Below are 17486 nucleotides of genomic sequence, written 5' to 3' on the forward strand. Positions count from 1 at the left end.
CTAACCTATCAGGTAGGGAATGTTTTCAAACAGACGGATGGTGTAGTTGGTCACCAAACTCAACATCCAGGGGCCGGCCATCATTAAAACGAGAATAGTGATCAGTAATTTTGGGATAAAACTTAAGGTCTGTTCATTGATAGATGTGGCAGCCTGAAACATACTGACAATTAAACCGGCAACTAACGCGGGGATTAAAATAACGATGATTAATAAGGTAATCACTTCCAACGTTTGTTGCATGACAGTTAAAACAGTTTCAGGTGTCATGGCTAAATATAAAAGCTGGAGGCCAGCGTTCCCATCAACAATGCCCAACCATCGATCAACACAAACAACATCAGTTTAAAGGGGAGGGAAATCAACATCGGGGACAACATCATCATACCCATCGCCATTAACACTGAGGCGACCACGAGATCGATAATTAAAAACGGTACGAAAATTAGAAAACCAATCTGAAAAGCAGTTTTTAATTCGCTGGTTACAAAAGCAGGCAACAATAGAGTAAACGGAACATCATCGGGGCTTTCAATCGCCTCATAACCTCCAATTTCGGCAAATAACGCGATATCACTCTCACGTGTCTGTGCCAGCATAAATTCACGAAAAGGCAAGCTGACCTGTTCTATCGCCGCTGTAGCTTCTATATCGCCATCAAGATAAGGCTTAACACCATTTTCATACGAGTTGCTAAAGACCGGGGACATGATAAAAAAGGTCAAAAATAAAGCCAGACCAATCATGATCTGATTAGATGGAGTGGATTGCACCCCCATAGCTTGTCGCAGAATGGCCAGCACAATAATGATTCGAGTAAACGAAGTCATCATTAACAATGCTGCTGGCAACAATGTCAGCACGGTCATTAGAGCCAGGATTTGCAAAGTTAACGAATAGCTTTGTGATCCGTCTTCGCCGGTGGATAAGGTCAAAGCAGGAATACCAGGTTCTGCTAGTACCAACCCTGGCAACAAGATACAGACCAGCAATAATCCGAGACGAATCATGAATTGCCTCGCTGTTGCATCATTTGTTTTAGTCTTTCAGCGAATGAATCAGTATTTTTTACATTGGATTCTCGGATTGAAAGCGGTTCAGGCAGTGTATATAGCGTATTGATTTGTTGTGAGGTGACGCCTAGTAAAAGCTGTTGTTCACCCACTTGAATCAATACCGCTTTTTCACGAGTCCCCAATGAAATGGCTCCCAATACCTTTAATTGACCATGATGCGCGGCATGAAAGTACTGAGTGCGTTTTAATAGCCAGCCTAAAAAGACGATGATTGCCAACACTACAATTAAACCAAAAATGGTTTGCAGCAATGTACTGGCATTGACTGGCGCAGAGTTCATAGTCTCGGCATATATCGGTAACGGCAACACGGAAACTAAGGCCGTTGAAATAACGTGCCAGAATTTCATCGCAGTTTTTTAATCCGTTCTGCGGCACTAATGACGTCAGTTAGTCGAATACCAAATTTATCGTTTACCACTACCACTTCGCCATGAGCAATTAACGTATCGTTTACTAATACGTCCATAGGCTCGCCAGCTAAACGATCAAGTTCTACTACAGAACCCTGGCTTAATTGCAGCAGGTTACGAATACTGATGCGGGTACGACCGATTTCCATTGAAATGGTGACAGGAATATCCAACACCATATCCAGATTAACTTCAGACCGTTGTTTGCCTTCATCATTCAGTTTATCGAGGGGAGCAGGGCTGGCTTGTGAACTGGACGCTTCGGCTTCTGACTGTTCTTCCAACGCAGCAGCCCAAGGATCTTCTGCCGAATCATTATCGCCTTGATCTTCAAGTGCCGCAGCCCATTCGTCAGCCAGATCCTGATCGGATTGTTTAGTATCTTCACTCATGATTTTTTAGCCTTTGCCAACTGATAGCTTGGTGTATTGTCTTTTGGATGTTCAATAATTGAGGTGATCTTTAACGCTGCTTTGTCATTGTGTTCACCATAACTCGCCCGAAACACCGGGATGTTTTCGACCATTGTGGTGACTGTTTTGGGCATGCTGATAGGAATAATGTCGCCCACTTTTAACTTGCGAACATCTTCTAATGTGAGTTTGGTTTGAGCCAATGTGGCGGATATGGTGACGTCTGCCAACATCAGTTCTTCACGCATGGACTTGGCCCAGCGGCCATCATCATTAGACCGATCGCTTTGCAAACCGGTATCCAATAATTCGCGAATCGGTTCCAGCATGGAATAGGGCAATGTAATGTGTAAATCGCCACCACCACCATCCAGCTCTATATGAAAGGTCGAAATAACCACGACTTCGCTTGGACTAACAATATTTGCAAATTGAGGATTCACCTCATGATTGACGAATTCAAATTTGACCGGCATCACCGGAGACCAAGCTTCGGTTAAATCGTTAAAGCAGAGGTTTAACACCATACGGATAACGCGCAATTCAGTAGCAGTGAACTCGCGGCCTTCGATACGCGCCTGAAAACGGCCTTCACCACCGAAATAATTATCAAGGATGGTGAATACCAATTTTGGTTCAAATACGATGAGCCCAGTACCGCGAAGTGGATGTAATTGAATTAAGTTAAGACTGGTCGGCACAAAAAGGGTATGCACGTACTCAGAAAACTTCATCACCTGAACACCGCCGACGGAAATCTCAGCCGACCGACGTAACATGTTGAATAAATTTATCCGTAGATAACGAGCAAATCGCTCATTGATCATTTCCAGCGTCGGCATGCGGCCGCGAATGATACGTTCTTCGTTACCAAAATCATACCGACGAGGTTTGCCAAACTCGTCTAGTTGTGGCTCATTCTGCTTAATATCGTCACCGCCCAGTCCGTTTAACAGGGCGTCGACTTCATCTTGTGACAATATATCGTGAACGGCCATAACTATTGCATTACCAGACTGGTGAAATAAACCGCTTCAAGGCCGGTGATCGAGCTATCCTGCTGCTTAAGGAAGTTATTAATGGTTTCCAATGACGCTTGCTGTAAAGCTTGTGTTCCTTCGGTTGTGCTTAATTCGTCATAATTTTGACTATAAAACAACATCAGCAATTCATGAACCAGAGCCGGTTCGTGCAAAGCAAACAGGCTAATGGTTGCCTGATCACGTGCCATCACTTTCATCTTAATTTGCAGATAACGAACCTGGTTATTGCTTTGTTCAGAAAAATTAACAATAAATGGCGAAGCCACCTCGTGGTAAACCGGAGTTGCTTTCTGTACAGCTACCTCAGCATCCTCGGTCGACTCCTCCGAGGCTGCATCTTTAGATAGCCACCAGTAAACGCCTGCACCTATGACAGATAACAGCACAACAATCCCAACAATCATGATGATTTTGGTTTTTTTGCTCATGCCTTGTTTGAGTTCGATATCTTTTTGTATTTCAGCCATGTTGTCTATGTCCTATCGATAAATTATTTAAAGCAAATACCGTGCCTGTTCATTGCCAGAGGAAGGTAGTGAAATACACTGCTTCAAGATTACTGTTACCTGTTTCCTCTTCAAAAATGGCTTTAATACGCTGATATGCTTCTTCTTGAAGCTTGCTGCGACCATCAAGGCTTTTAACGGTATCCATATCTTGCTCCGCGAAAAGGATGCGAAGTGTGTCCTGAATCATGGGCAAATTGCTTTCAGCACTGGTTAGAATGGCTGGATCACTCGACTTTAAGGCGACTTTGATTTGCAGGTAGCGAGCTTTCTCGTCACTTTGTCGCAAGAAATTAATAGTGAAAGGTTCTTCAATAACGTAATACAAGGGTAGAGTCGACTGGCCGCCTCCCGCATAGCTGGCAAAGCTGATAAAACTGAGCAATGTGATTACCAATGCGTTCAGCAGATTTTTCATGACTTGGTATACTCCTATTCGGAAAGATGCTGGTGATATCAAGAGTTGATTATGACAAGCTTAAGGAATGGGTGAAAGGGGGCAATTTGTCTAATAACGATCTAAAGCAAACTGAGATACCAAAAGCGAGTAAAAAAGATTTTTGGCTTACACTTCCACAACATTGCCTACCGCAACATGCATTGTCACGTTTGATGCATAAGATTTGCCGATGTCGAATTCCCTGGCTTAAGAATCAAATGATTTCAACCATTATTCGCCAATACAAAGTGGATATGAGCGAAGCCGTCCAACCTGATATCAATCACTATGAACACTTCAACGCTTTTTTTACACGTAAGATTAAAGCTAAAGCCAGACCTATCAGCATAGGTAGCGACGTAATTACTTCACCAGTAGATGGCTGTATTAGCCAAATAGGTCCAATTACTGCAGGAAGAATAGTGCAGGCTAAAGGTCATGATTATTCGACATTGGAGTTACTTGGTGGTGATCAAGAATTAGCAGCAAAGTTTGAGGGAGGACAATTTGCAACAATTTATTTGTCTCCCCGAGATTATCATCGCATTCATATGCCGCTATCCGGAAAGTTGATGCGGATGCGCTATTTACCCGGTAAGTTATTCTCAGTTAACCCGCTCACTGTGCGTGGTGTTCCACGGTTGTTTGCGCGAAATGAGCGAGTGGTCACAATTTTCAAAACCGATTTTGGTCCTGTCGCGTTAATTCTTGTCGGTGCTATTTTTGTTGGCAGTATGGAAACGGTGTGGCATGAAGGTGAAATTACGCCGCCCTACACCAAAGATATTCTGGACTGGCATTATGCTGATTCCAATATTCGCTTGAATAAAGGTGAAGAAATGGGACGCTTTAACATGGGGTCCACAGTAGTACTGCTGTTACCTCAAGCAGCACCCGAGTGGGCCGAGCAATGGAAAGCAGAGATGAAGATAAAATTAGGTCAGGCTTTGACTTGATATTTCAAAATATTATCCAAAAAAAACCGGACATTGTCCGGTTTTTTTTGGATTGTTACTTAGTTAGGCATTATTACGCCATGCGTGACAGCTGTTGTCCTTTAATTGCTCAACTTCTTCGGGACCCCAGGTACCAGCTTTATAGGTGTGAATGAAGTCTTTTTCTTCAGACCATTTCTCCAAAATCGGATCAACCGCTTTCCAGGCCAGATTAACTTCGTCAGCACGCAGGAATAATGAACGATCACCTTGGATAGCGTCCAGGATTAATGCTTCATAAGCATCCAGCTTATGCTTGTTGTCGTCGGTTTCCATTGTTTCCAAACCAACAGTGTGCGCTTTCATTTCCAGACCAGGTTGTTTGGCCTGTAATTCAATACGCAAGGTATTGTCAGGTTGCAGACCCATGACAATCCAGTTGGCATGACTTTCACCCACTTTGGTGTCTTTGAACAATTCCAATGGTGGTTTTTTAAAGCGAATGGCAATCATCGCTTTTGATTCCGGCATGCATTTACCGGTGCGCAGGTAGAAAGGCACACCATGCCAGCGCCAGTTATCAATGTAGACTTTCATCGCAGCATAGGTTTCGGTCACACTGCCTGCTGGCGCATCATCTTCTTCCAGATAGCCTTTGACCGGTTTGCCGTTGATTTCACCTGCCGCATACTGACCGCGGAAAGCATGTTGATCAACGTTATCTTTGGTGATTGGACGAATTGATTTGAGAACTTTTACTTTTTCATCACGTAATGATTCGTCATCCATATCGGCAGGTGGTTCCATTGCAACCAATGCCATTACCTGCAATAAGTGACTTTGAATCATGTCACGTAGCGCACCAGAGCCATCGTAGTAACCGGCGCGACCACCAACACCTTGCTGTTCAGCATGCGTGATCTGTACATGATCAATGTATTTGTGATTCCACAATGGTTCCAACAACAGATTGGCAAAGCGGAAAACAAAGATATTCTGAACCGTACCTTTACCCAGATAGTGATCAATCCGGTAAGTTTGTTCTTCTGTGAAGTTTTTGCGCAGAATGCGTTCCAGTTCAGCGGCACTTTTCTGATCGTAACCAAACGGTTTTTCGACCACCAGATGACGCCAGCCATCCTGTTCCTGATTCAAGCCAACGGCAGAAAGTTGATCGCCCACTACGCTGAATAGAGAAGGACTGATGGAGAGGTAAAAAACGATATTCTGAGAGAAACCATTTTCCGGTGTGGTGATCAGTTTTTTCAATTCGTGATAGCTGAAGGCTTCATTGATATCACATTTGAAATAATGCACTTTCTTTAAAAAAGTCTGCAGTAAATCGTTATCGATACCACCACGGACCCGCGGAGTAACGTATTCTGTTACCAGCTCCTGCCACTCTTCCTGGGTGCTTTCTTTGCGTCCCATACAAATGATGCGGGTGTCGTCGGTTAAACGATTTTCCGCTTGTAAATGATACAAAGCTGGCAGCAGTTTTTTCTGGGACAGATCGCCGGTGGCGCCGAAAATAACAATAGTACAAGGTTGCATGGTTTCTCCCGTTACAAGGCTGTGACTATGCCTTTGAGCGTATATAATTTAGCAATTGTACAATTTTGGGAGAGCATAGTGCGAAAAATTCTGTTTGCCAGCAGTGAAGTCCATCCGCTAATGAAAACTGGCGGTCTTGCTGATGTATCAGCCAGCCTGCCATTGGCACTTTCACAGATGCAGCAGGATATACGCATTATCATGCCAGCTTATCGCGCCACATTGAATCAGCTAGGCGACTGTCCGCTGGTGGCGAGCATCAAACTGGATGGTTATCACCAACCTATTCATATCCTTCAAACACAATTACCTGACAGTGATGTGATTGTCTGGTTAGTTGATTCAGTAGATCATTTTGATCGGGATGGTGGACCGTATTGTGATCCAAATGGCGCAGACTGGGCCGATAATGCGGCGCGATTTACTTTATTTTGTCGGGCCGTTGTCGCCGTAGCCGTCAATGAAGTCGGGTTAAGCTGGCAACCGGAAGTCGTGCATTGTAATGATTGGCAGACTGGTCTGATACCAGCCTTACTCAGTATAGAAAAGCGTCGTCCAGCAACAGTTTTTACGATTCACAATATGGCCTATCAAGGGCTGTTTTCTCGTGAAGTATTTGAGATGCTCGATTTGCCTGAATCGCTATGGCAGGTAGAGGGCATTGAATTTTACGGCATGATGTCGTTTATGAAAGGTGGTTTGATCTATGCCGATCATATAACGACTGTCAGCCCCACCTATGCGCAGGAAATTTGCCATTATGATTATGGATATGGCCTTGAAGGGTTGTTAGAACTGCGTGCAAAGCAATCCCGACTGAGTGGGATTGTTAATGGTATAGATACCCATGAGTGGAATCCACAGACTGACAAATTTATCAGTCATCAATATAGTATTAAAAACTTAAAGCCCAAAACCCTTAATAAAAAAGCGCTGCAACAGCATTTCTTTTTACCTGAATCGAACGAAACACTGCTGTTTGGCATGATTAGTCGACTGGTGTCACAAAAAGGTGTTGACCTCACCATTGACGCTATTAATCGTTTATTGGCCGAGGGAAAAGATATTCAATTAGTTTGCCTGGGAAGTGGTGAAGCAGGATTTGAACAGGATCTGCGTGTTTTAAGAGCCAGATTTCCTGATAAAGTGGGTATTCAATTTGGTTACGATGAAGCATTAGCGCATAAAATCGAAGCGGGTGTTGATGCGTTTTTGATGCCATCACGATTTGAACCCTGTGGTTTAAACCAAATGTATAGTTTGCGCTATGGCACATTGCCTGTGGTTCGAAACACTGGTGGTCTGGCGGATACGGTAGTCGATGCCAGCGAAGACAATCGCAAGCAAATGCTGGCAACGGGGTTTAAATTTGACCAGCCCACAGTAGAAAACTTTTACGATACTTTGTTAAAAGTAGATGAATTATTTTCACATCCCCGTTTGTGGCGACGGATGATGCTGACTGCAATGGTGCAGGATTTTAGTTGGCTAAACAGCGCGCAAGCCTATCAACACCTGTATCAGCAATTAGTGGATAACTCATGACAACAAGACAAGTTGATTTTACCAATGTAGTAGATCTAGAACTGCTTACCGATAAGGATCTGCGAGCGCATGTGCGATTTCTGGTGAATTTGTTGGGCGAAGTCATCGCAGAACAATCCGGAGATGAGGTTTATAAGGCGGTTGAACAATTACGCAAAGGCTTTATAAAGCTGCGTAAGGAAGATGATGCTGAATTGCGCCAAACCTTAAAAGATAAAATTGAATCGCTGGATGAATTTACTTTACGGGAAGTTATTCGCGCTTTTAATCTCTATTTCAGTCTGGTCAATACGGCTGAAGAGGCCTATCACCACCATAACCGTCAAATCCAGCTGCGTAATGGTGGAAGTCTTTGGCACGGTTCATTTCTCGATACATTGAGCCAATTCAAAAATGAAGGTGTGTCGCTTGAGCAATTGCAGCAGTTAATGGGAAAACTGGTTTATATGCCAGTGTTTACTGCGCATCCGACAGAATCCAAACGTCGCACGGTAATGGAGATGTTACGCCGGGTGTTTTTGCTCGATGAAAAGCTTACCGATGGTTTGTTAACGGAGTTCGATCAGCAACAAATTCGCGCCCAGTTAAAACGTCAAATCCAGTTACTTTGGTCAACTGACGAAGTCAGAGCGGTGAAACCGTCAGTACGCGATGAGATCAAAAACGGTTTGTATTATTTCAATGTCAGTTTGTTTGATGCGGTGCCCAGAACCTACCGAAATCTGGAAAACGCGCTGCGTCGAGTGTATGGCGATGAACTGGATCCGGAAACCCCGATTGTTGTGCCGGATTATTTGCGCTTCGGTTCATGGATTGGCGGCGACCGTGATGGCAATCCTTTTGTTACCGCACAAACTACAGAAATGGCAATCGCACTGCAGAAACGTACGGTGATTCGCCGTTATCTGGATGATGTCACCAAGCTCAGTTTTATTCTGACCCAATCGCAACCACTTTGTCATATTAGTGAAGCCTTGGCAGCCGATATTGAACAATGCGAAGAACGTTTTGCTGGGGCATTTTCAACTAATCCACAACGTTTTGTGAATGAACCCTACCGGCGCAAGCTTTATATGATGCGTTACCGATTGAAAGATAATTTGGCGGTGCTGGAAGAGTTTTTCCGACCGGATCTGCAAATTGAAAGTCTGGGTGTTGCTTATCACAATGAAGATGAATTTCTGGCAGATTTGCACCTGATACATAAATCACTGGTGGAAAATGGTGATATTGCGATTGCCGCTGCAGAACTCACCGATCTGATTCGACTGGTCAAAACCTTTGGTTTTTATCTGTATAACTTGGATATCCGTCAGGAGTCCTCTAAGCACACCGATGCAGTGGGTGAGATATTGGCATTAACCGGCCTTAATCGCCATTATCTGCAAATGAATGAAACTGAGCGGCAGGCTCTGTTGAGCGATTTATTGGCAGCCCCGCGCTTGCCTGAGATCTACGGGGATTTGCAGCCAGATTCTCTGGAAATACTCAATGTATTTAGACTGATTGCCCGATTACGGGTAGAAGTCAGCGAAAAAGCCTTTGGCAATTATGTGATCTCAATGACCCATCAGGCCAGTCACATTCTGGAAGTGATGCTGCTGGCTAAATTTGCCGACTTAATTGGTCAGGACGAACATGGCTGGTTTTGCCATATTCGTGTAGCGCCATTATTTGAAACCATCGAAGACTTGGAGCATATCGAGCCAGTGATGTCGGCCTTGCTGGAAAACAGTCAGTATCGAACCTTATTAACGGCTTCAGGCAATATGCAGGAAGTGATGCTCGGTTATTCCGACTCTTGTAAAGATGGCGGCATTCTGGCATCAGCGTGGAATTTATATCAGGCACAGAAAACTGTTAGCCGGCTTTCAGAGCAATATGCCATTGGCTGTCGAATGTTTCATGGCAGGGGCGGTACTGTTGGACGTGGAGGCGGTCCAACCCATGATGCAATTCTGGCCCAACCGGTTGATACCGTTCATGGCCAGATTAAATTCACCGAGCAGGGCGAGGTATTGTCATTTAAATATGGCAATACCGAAACGGCATCGTATGAGCTGGGTATGGGCGTGTCTGCGTTAATTAAAGCCAGTAGAGGCCTGGTGACCGATTCAGCGCAAGAAAAAACCGAATATCTCAGTATCATGCAGCAACTTGCCGAGTTGGGTGAACAGCAATACCGCAAGCTCACTGAACAGACACCGGGCTTTCTGGATTATTTTTATGAAGCCTGCCCAATCAGTGAAATAGGCTTGATGAATATCGGTTCACGACCTTCACATCGCAAAGCAGGTGATCGCTCAAAATCCTCTGTCAGAGCTATCGGTTGGGTATTTGCCTGGGCACAATCCAGACATACCTTGCCTGGCTGGTATGGTATAGGTAGTGCGATTGCTTTATGGGTTGCTGAAGATCCGAGCCGCCGCGATATTTTGCAAAAAATGTATTTTGAATGGCCGTTTTTCCGGGCTATGGTCAGTAATACGCAGATGTCTCTGTCCAAGGCCGATATGGAAATCGCTGCGGAATATGCTGATTTATGTTTAGATAAACAACAGGCTGCTGATGTATTAGAGGTGATTAGAAAGGAATACCAGCAAACAGTCGGTCAATTATTACAACTCACAGGAGCCGATAAGTTGATGGCGGAAAATCCATTATTAGCGTTGTCTTTGCGTCGACGTCAGGCTTATTTGGATCCGTTAAATCACATTCAGTTGCTGTTATTAAAACGTTACCGGCATGGAGGTTATACCGAAACTGAAACGGCCAAATGGCGCGACCCGCTATTGCGAAGTATCAGCGCCATTTCACAGGGAATGCGTAATACAGGTTAACTATCGCTTGGCCGGTCTTTTTTTGGAATATAACGCGGTTTTTCATCTTTTGTTTTGGAACGCGCCTTATTGGCTTTGGCCTTAGGCGCCAAGCCTTTCAATTTGCGGATCGGTAAACCATGACCCAGGTGGTATTCGATGCGTTCCAGATTTTTCAGATCATGTGGTTCAACCAAATTAATCGCCGTGCCGTGTTTATCAGCACGACCGGTGCGGCCAATGCGATGAATATAATTATCACCGCGAAACGGCAGGTCGTAGTTAATGACATGGGTAATGTCTGCTACATCCAGTCCGCGGGCGGCCACATCAGTGGCTACTGTGACTTTGATTTGGCCAGCGCGGAATTTACGAATACGTTCACGGCGCACTGATTGATCAAAATCACCATGTAATAACTGAGCGGAAATATTCTGTGATTGCAACCAGTCGCAGACCTCTTCAGCACGGGTTTTTTTATTGCAGAACACCAGAGCGCGTTGGCAAGTTGGTGCATTGATAAACGCCAGTAACAGAGCCTGTTTATGCTCACGGTTGTCAGCCAGATACACCTGCTGAGTCACATTTTCTGCCAATTTATTGGCCGCGTTGATGTGAATTTCCTGAGGATCGGTAAGCAGTTCGTCGGCAAAAATTCTGACACCACTACCCGCTAAGGTTGCTGAGAATAATCCGGCTTGGAATTTGGATTTGATCGCGGCAAGCGCCATCAGCACATCCGGTCCCTGTCCCATATCGAGCATGCGATCGGCTTCGTCAATAATGACCAATTCAACTGCGGATAAATCAACCGATTCATCATTCACCAAGCTTAGTAAGCGACCTGGAGTGGCAATGATAATGTCGCATTGAGCACTGGCATGCTGCACCTGTGCCCAGGGCGAAGCACCACCCGTCAGCATCGCTATGGTTGGTTTAAAGGCTTTACCTAACTGGTGAAACACATGCTGGATTTGAAATGCCAATTCACGAGTAGGTGCAAGAATCAGGATTCGCGCTTGATCGTGTTTATGTCTTTCATCATTGAGGCGTTGCAAAATCGGCAGAATAAATGCGGCAGTTTTTCCGGTACCGGTTGCAGCGCAGGCCAGCACATCTTGACCGGCTAATAGTGCCGGGATTGCCAGCTGCTGAACGTCAGTGGGTTTTTCAAAACCGCTGTCGCGAACGGCGGCAATCAATTCATCATCAAGAAAGAGATCGTCAAAAGTCATGGTGTTTATCTTATCAGTCGAAAGCGCCTGCGGGATCACAACAGGCAGAGAAGTGGCGGGCAATATACCACAATATCAATTGCAAGCCTGAACGAGGAGCAGTCACTCAAGTGGTAAGCACCAGTAAACACCCAGCAATCATTACCCCACAGGCTGATAATCGTCGAAGTATATGTTTCTCATGAAAAATCCGATAACCAAGAAATACCTGCAATACCATGCTGAGCTGAAACAATGCTAACGAATACGCCACCAGTAATTGCGAAAACACCAGCATAGTGGTGTATTGCATCAAAAAGATAAAACTACCTAACCAGAGAAAATGACTACGGTGTTGTTTGGCGGTTTGCCAATCGACTTGCAAGCGTTTTCCACCAAACCAGTAGTACAGAACCACAGAGAATGGCAAACCAAACAAACACCAGTAAAGAGTGGTTGCTAAGGCACCACCACTGAGCACGGCATTTTTAAGCGGCAAGGTACCAATTGAAAATAACAGAATCGATAGAAACCGATATTGCACACCGCGTTGTCTGAACAAATTCCATAGTCGGTTTGAGGAAGAGCTGGCCGCTGGCGGAAATAATAAAAAACTGCCGAGCAAAATAATCATGACGCCACTGAAACCTTGCAGGCTGGGTACTTCGCCCAGAAAAATCACCGCGAGGATCATTGAAATCACCACTTTATAAGCGTTCAGTGGTCCGAAAACCGACAGGTCAGTTTTGGATAAAGACACCACCAGAAACAACGTACCGGCCATATCCAGCAAGGCTGCCAGCAGAATATTGAGCCAGAAACCGTCTTCAATTACGCTATGCTCAACCAATATTAATAAAGGCAGGCTGATTAGCATTAAAACGATATAGGAAAGCATCACAATAAACAGTGAATGCAAACCTTGATGAGTAAAATTTTTCTGGAAAACGTTTGCGGCTGCTGAGGCAAATACTCGCCCGAGGACGATCAATAATTCCATTACTGAGTGGGGTTTAACGGCAGATAGTTATTTTCATCATTGGTTTGATAAGCATTAAATAGCTGGTACTCGTCGTCTTGATCGAAACTAAAGACGATAAAATGATCCTTGCGAGGCCCCATCTCCATCCCCGGTGTGCCTACTGGCATTTGCGGTACTGATAATCCTTTGATATGGCCAGGCTGATCAATCAATAACTGTTTTATATCATCAGCCGGCACATGTCCTTCAATCACATACTCATTAATCACGGCGGTGTGACATGAGGCCATATTGTTAGGAACGCCCAGTTTTTCCTTGATTTGGCTCATGTTATTGCTGATGGTATCGATTACTACAAATTGATGCTTTTCAAGATGTTCAATCCATTTATGACAGCATTGACAGTTGACATCACGATAAACGGTAATGGTTTGAGGTGTTTCAAGTTGTAAGCGGGCCTGATCCCATTCACTGGCATGCAGCGTGGACACAAAAGCCAGATTCAGCATCAATGTCAGGCTGAATACTAAATTAAGGGCACTCAATCATAATCTCCTGATCGTCACTATTTTTCTCAACATATTCCAAAGCCCATAATGTCGACTTGTTATTATCAACATCGATCATCTGCGGCAATTCAACGCAGTTGATGCCATGGCTTTTAAATTGATCACGTTCAATTTCTGTCAAAAGCTGCGGGTTGTGCCAGATGGCCGAGATATCATCACTGATTTCTGCCTTAAATGCATCCAGACCTTCACGAGTAAAAATAATGAGTACCATGATTATGGGATATCCAAATAGGCTTTTTCAGAAATAGTTGCCCAATCTTCATCTTGTTCACGAAAGTTTTTATAGGCTTCATGAACACGTTTGAATTTAGGATTTTGAGCGGCTTCGTCAGCCAGCGTTTGTTCAGTAATTTCTTTCAGTGTTTTCAGTACATCGGAAGGGAAAGGCACAATACTAATATCATCACGCTGGCGTAACTCTGCCAATGCTGTCACATTCTTTTGTTCCATTTCGGATGCCATAAGCAGATTTTCAGCTTTTGCTGCATTTTCAACAATAGCTTGTAAATCAGGTGGCAATAAATCCCAGGCGCGTTTATTAATACTGAGCTCAAGCACTGCACCTGGTTCCTGCCAACCAGGATAGTAGTAATATTTTGCCGCACGATGCAGACCCAGACGCTGGTCATGATAAGGCGCAATCCACTCGGTTGCATCAATGGTATTGCGTTCCAGTGCGGTATAAACTTCGCTTCCGGCGAGCAGGATAGGGTTACCACCAGCCTTGGCGAATACTTTGCCACCTAAACCAGGAATGCGCATTTTCAGACCCTGTAAATCGGCCATAGAGGTGATTTCTTTATTAAACCAGCCGCCCATTTGGATGCCAGTATTCCCAAGTGGAAATGGTACGACATTATAAGGCGCATAGACCTCACGCCACAGATCTAAACCACCACCATGATATAACCAGGCATTCATACCGCGCGGTGTCATACCGAAAGGGACTGTAGAGAAAAATTGCGCTTCAGGCACTTTACCTGCCCAATAATAAGCACTGCCATGGCCCATTTCTACAGTTCCCTGTGAAACAGCATCAAAGGTTTGTAACGCTGGAATCAACTCACCTCCGGCGAATACTTTTACTTTGAGTCGACCATTGGACATGGCTTCAAGATTTGCGGCAAAACGTTCAGCGCCTTCCTGTAAAACAGGAAAGCCTGGAGGCCACGCTGTGACCATTTTCCAACGATAAATTTTACTGGTATCAATTTCTTCGTTGAATGGGCCCGCGTCATCCGGACCACAAGCAGCGAGTAAGCAGATACTTATCAAAATGGCCAAGCGTCGTGTAAAAACAGATAATTGCATTATGGTTTTCCTGAATTACAAGGTTTCAAGGTTGGCGTAGGCCAAAACCAGCCATTTGCTTCCAGCTTGTTTGAAATTCACATGAACCCGAGCGTGGCTGCCGTTACCTTCAGTGTCAATAATGACACCTTGACCAAATTTCTGGTGCATCACCTGTTGGCCGGTTCTGAAACCCGTATCATCAGCTGAATGGCTGCGACTGGCAATAGCTGTTAAACCTGGCGACGCCATATTTTTTTGAGAACGAACTTGATGCAACCGCTCGACAGGGATTTCACTGAGGAAGCGAGAAGGGCGAGGATGCATCTCTTGCCCATACAAATAACGTGATTCGGTGTACAGCAGATACAATGTGTTGCGGGCTCGAGTCATGCCGACATAGCACAGACGGCGCTCTTCAGCGAGCCTGAGTGGATCGTCAGAGGATTTTTGACCTGGAAATAGTCCTTCTTCCATACCCACCATAAACACGATTGGAAATTCCAGGCCTTTAGCTGAATGTAACGTCATCAACTGCACACAATCCTGCCATTGATCCCCTTGATTCTCTCCGGCTTCCAATGCGGCATGCGCAAGAAAAGCATCCAGTAACGGCATTTCTTCTTCATCATCGGAACGCATAAATTCGCGGGTCGCGTTGATCAGCTCATCCATGTTTTCAATGCGGCCTTGGCCTTTTTCGGTTTTATCTTTGGCAAAGTGGGTACGCAGCCCACTTTCATCGATAACCAGAGCCGTCAGTTCGTGTAACGACATGCTGTCGTCTTCCGGTGTTAATGAATCAATCAACGTTAAAAACGCCGATAACGCGTTGCCCGCACGCACAGGTAAGGTTTTTTGCTGTAAAAAATCTACTGAAGATTGCCACATAGATTGATTGGTTTCGCGGGCATATTGGCGCAGCTGAGTTAGGGTTGCGGCACCGATACCGCGAGTGGGGATGTTCACAATGCGTTCAAAAGCCGCGTCATCACGCCGATTACTTATCAGACGCAGATATGACAAAACATCCTTGATCTCAGCGCGTTCAAAGAATCGTAGTCCACCATAAACCCGATAAGGCACAGCGGATTGCATCAAGGCTTCTTCAATCACTCGTGACTGGGCATTGGAACGATATAACACAGCAATTTCACTGCGCTTGCCACCCTGATTCATCCAGTTGCGAACTTCTTGCACCAGATAGGCAGCTTCATCACGCTCGTTGTAGGCGTTATAGAGCTGAATGGGTTCACCATCAGCATCTTCAGTCCATAATTCTTTGCCCAGACGCTCACTGTTATTGGCAATAACTGCATTGGCGGCAGCAAGAATATTACCGGTAGAGCGATAGTTTTGTTCTAACCTTACGGTACTGGCGTCAGGATAATCTTTATGGAATTTCTGAATATTCTCAATTTTGGCGCCGCGCCAGCCATAGATAGACTGATCATCATCACCGACTATGAATAAATGTCCGGTCTGGCCAGCCAATACTCTTATCCAAGCATATTGAATGGTGTTGGTATCCTGAAACTCGTCGACCAGAATTTGAGAAAAACGTTGTTGATAATGCGCCAGAATATCAGGGCGTTTCAGCCATAACTCATGACTGCGCAGCAGTAACTCGCCAAAATCCACCACACCCGCGCGTTCACAGGCTTGTTCATAGGCCAGGTAAATTGCCAGCATATTTTGCGAATAAGGATCCTCCCCAGCTTGCAGATGTGCTGCTCTGAGACCTTCGTCTTTCTGGCCATTGATATACCATTGGGCCTGTTTTGGCGGCCACTGCGCTTCATCCAGGGACATGCCGCGGATAATACGTTTGATCATGCGCAACTGGTCATCACTATCAAGAATTTGGAAGCCTTGAGGTAGGCCTGCTTCCTGCCAGTGTGACCGCAGCAAGCGATGCGCTAAACCGTGGAAAGTACCAACCCACATTCCGCCAATCGGATAACCCAGCATCTGTTCAATGCGGCCACGCATTTCAGCGGCCGCTTTATTGGTGAACGTAACGGCAAGGATATTGGCAGGAGATAAGGCTTCGGCCTGAATCAGCCAGGCAATACGATGAACCAAAACTCGTGTTTTACCGCTACCAGCGCCAGCCAGTATACGTGTATGGCCAAGTGGTGCGGCAACAGCTTCACGTTGCGGTTTATTCAGATCATCGAGTAGTTCAGATACATCCATCAGCTTGGTAACAATTCGGAGTGGTTGCCTAGATCAGCGTTAGCTGGCATGAATATGCAAGGCTTAGAGTGAGGCATCTATAGATACAACTATCCCCACTGGTGTGGGGATAGGAGTACATCACAAATTTAGATGTTGCTGTCGAGAAACGCAGCCAATTGTGATTTGGTCAATGCGCCAACTTTAGTCGCTTCTACTTCGCCATCTTTAAACAGCATCAACGTAGGAATACCACGAATGCCGTAGCGTGGAGGTGTATCTGGATTTTCGTCAATGTTCAGTTTGCAGACTTTTAATTTGCCTGCGTATTCCGCACCAATTTCTTCTAGCACCGGCGCAATCATTTTGCAGGGACCGCACCATTCTGCCCAGTAATCGACTAATACAGGCAAATCAGACTGTAGAACCAGGCTGTCAAAGTCGCCATCGGTCACACTAGTGACGTTTTCGCTCATGTTTTATCTCCAGTGGTATCTAAAGTATTGG

General features: G+C 45.1%; 18 protein-coding genes. 3 read left to right on the plus strand and 15 right to left on the minus strand.

Features of this window, described 5'->3' with window-relative positions; all coding sequences use genetic code 11:
• The 7 genes from fliQ to ACN0V2_RS02355 are packed head-to-tail and all read right to left on the minus strand — an operon-like array spanning position 1 to position 3869.
• Positions 1–270, minus strand: coding sequence for a flagellar biosynthesis protein FliQ (gene fliQ / locus ACN0V2_RS02325; RefSeq protein WP_417549180.1), 270 nt, complete (start codon positions 268–270; stop codon positions 1–3).
• A 2-nt stretch (positions 271–272) separates the two neighbouring features.
• Positions 273–1010, minus strand: a complete 738-nt coding sequence (gene fliP / locus ACN0V2_RS02330) for a flagellar type III secretion system pore protein FliP (protein ID WP_417549181.1) — start codon at positions 1008–1010, stop codon at positions 273–275.
• On the minus strand, positions 1007–1426 hold the full coding sequence (fliO, locus tag ACN0V2_RS02335) for a flagellar biosynthetic protein FliO (RefSeq protein WP_417549182.1): 420 nt from the start codon (positions 1424–1426) through the stop codon (positions 1007–1009). Before fliO ends, fliP begins: the two co-directional genes overlap by 4 nt.
• A complete protein-coding gene (gene fliN, locus ACN0V2_RS02340; RefSeq protein WP_417549183.1) occupies positions 1423–1881 on the minus strand; it encodes a flagellar motor switch protein FliN in 459 nt (152 codons plus the stop codon). Before fliN ends, fliO begins: the two co-directional genes overlap by 4 nt.
• On the minus strand, positions 1878–2900 hold the full coding sequence (gene fliM / locus ACN0V2_RS02345; RefSeq protein WP_417549184.1) for a flagellar motor switch protein FliM: 1023 nt from the start codon (positions 2898–2900) through the stop codon (positions 1878–1880). Before fliM ends, fliN begins: the two co-directional genes overlap by 4 nt.
• Before the next feature lie 2 nt (positions 2901–2902).
• Positions 2903–3412 (minus strand): flagellar basal body-associated FliL family protein, encoded by a 510-nt coding sequence (locus tag ACN0V2_RS02350; protein WP_417549185.1) that lies wholly within the window; start codon positions 3410–3412, stop codon positions 2903–2905.
• Between the two features lie 49 nt (positions 3413–3461).
• Positions 3462–3869 (minus strand): flagellar basal body-associated FliL family protein, encoded by a 408-nt coding sequence (locus tag ACN0V2_RS02355; protein WP_417549186.1) that lies wholly within the window; start codon positions 3867–3869, stop codon positions 3462–3464.
• A 239-nt stretch (positions 3870–4108) separates the two neighbouring features.
• On the opposite strand from ACN0V2_RS02355, the gene asd reads away from it, so the two are divergent.
• Positions 4109–4846 carry an archaetidylserine decarboxylase gene (gene asd, locus ACN0V2_RS02360; protein ID WP_417549187.1) on the plus strand — a complete coding sequence of 246 codons (738 nt, stop codon included), beginning with the start codon at positions 4109–4111 and terminating at the stop codon, positions 4844–4846.
• 63 nt (positions 4847–4909) lie between these two features.
• Here the strand turns inward: asd and zwf are convergent, their stop codons facing one another.
• A complete protein-coding gene (gene zwf / locus ACN0V2_RS02365) occupies positions 4910–6379 on the minus strand; it encodes a glucose-6-phosphate dehydrogenase (protein ID WP_417549188.1) in 1470 nt (489 codons plus the stop codon).
• A 78-nt stretch (positions 6380–6457) separates the two neighbouring features.
• Between zwf and glgA the strand changes: the two genes are divergently transcribed.
• Both glgA and ppc read left to right on the plus strand, forming a co-directional pair.
• Positions 6458–7924: a glycogen synthase GlgA gene (gene glgA / locus ACN0V2_RS02370; RefSeq protein WP_417549189.1), complete on the plus strand. Its 1467-nt coding sequence runs from the start codon at positions 6458–6460 to the stop codon at positions 7922–7924.
• Positions 7921–10764: a phosphoenolpyruvate carboxylase gene (ppc, locus tag ACN0V2_RS02375; protein WP_417549190.1), complete on the plus strand. Its 2844-nt coding sequence runs from the start codon at positions 7921–7923 to the stop codon at positions 10762–10764. Before glgA ends, ppc begins: the two co-directional genes overlap by 4 nt.
• Here ppc and ACN0V2_RS02380 read toward each other — a convergent pair.
• From ACN0V2_RS02380 to trxA, 7 genes are all read right to left on the minus strand, one after another.
• Complete coding sequence (locus tag ACN0V2_RS02380) at positions 10761–11978, minus strand: DEAD/DEAH box helicase (RefSeq protein ID WP_417549191.1); 1218 nt, start codon at positions 11976–11978, stop codon at positions 10761–10763. The genes ppc and ACN0V2_RS02380 overlap by 4 nt on opposite strands.
• Positions 11979–12084: 106 nt before the next feature.
• Positions 12085–12957: an EamA family transporter gene (locus tag ACN0V2_RS02385; protein WP_417549192.1), complete on the minus strand. Its 873-nt coding sequence runs from the start codon at positions 12955–12957 to the stop codon at positions 12085–12087.
• Positions 12957–13484 carry a DUF411 domain-containing protein gene (locus ACN0V2_RS02390; protein WP_417549193.1) on the minus strand — a complete coding sequence of 176 codons (528 nt, stop codon included), beginning with the start codon at positions 13482–13484 and terminating at the stop codon, positions 12957–12959. The genes ACN0V2_RS02385 and ACN0V2_RS02390 overlap by 1 nt, the downstream gene beginning before the upstream one ends.
• Positions 13471–13722: a hypothetical protein gene (locus tag ACN0V2_RS02395; RefSeq protein WP_417549194.1), complete on the minus strand. Its 252-nt coding sequence runs from the start codon at positions 13720–13722 to the stop codon at positions 13471–13473. The genes ACN0V2_RS02390 and ACN0V2_RS02395 overlap by 14 nt, the downstream gene beginning before the upstream one ends.
• Before the next feature lie 2 nt (positions 13723–13724).
• A complete protein-coding gene (locus ACN0V2_RS02400; RefSeq protein ID WP_417549195.1) occupies positions 13725–14822 on the minus strand; it encodes a TRAP transporter substrate-binding protein in 1098 nt (365 codons plus the stop codon).
• Positions 14823–14837: 15 nt separating this feature from the next.
• Positions 14838–17000: a DNA helicase II gene (uvrD, locus tag ACN0V2_RS02405; protein ID WP_417549196.1), complete on the minus strand. Its 2163-nt coding sequence runs from the start codon at positions 16998–17000 to the stop codon at positions 14838–14840.
• Between the two features lie 128 nt (positions 17001–17128).
• The gene (gene trxA, locus ACN0V2_RS02410) at positions 17129–17455 is read right to left on the minus strand and encodes a thioredoxin TrxA (RefSeq protein ID WP_417549197.1); all 327 of its coding nucleotides are present in this window, start codon (positions 17453–17455) and stop codon (positions 17129–17131) included.
• Between the last annotated feature and the right edge of the window lie 31 nt (positions 17456–17486).

Source organism: Methylophaga sp. (assembly GCF_048266885.1).
Lineage (GTDB): Bacteria > Pseudomonadota > Gammaproteobacteria > Nitrosococcales > Methylophagaceae > Methylophaga.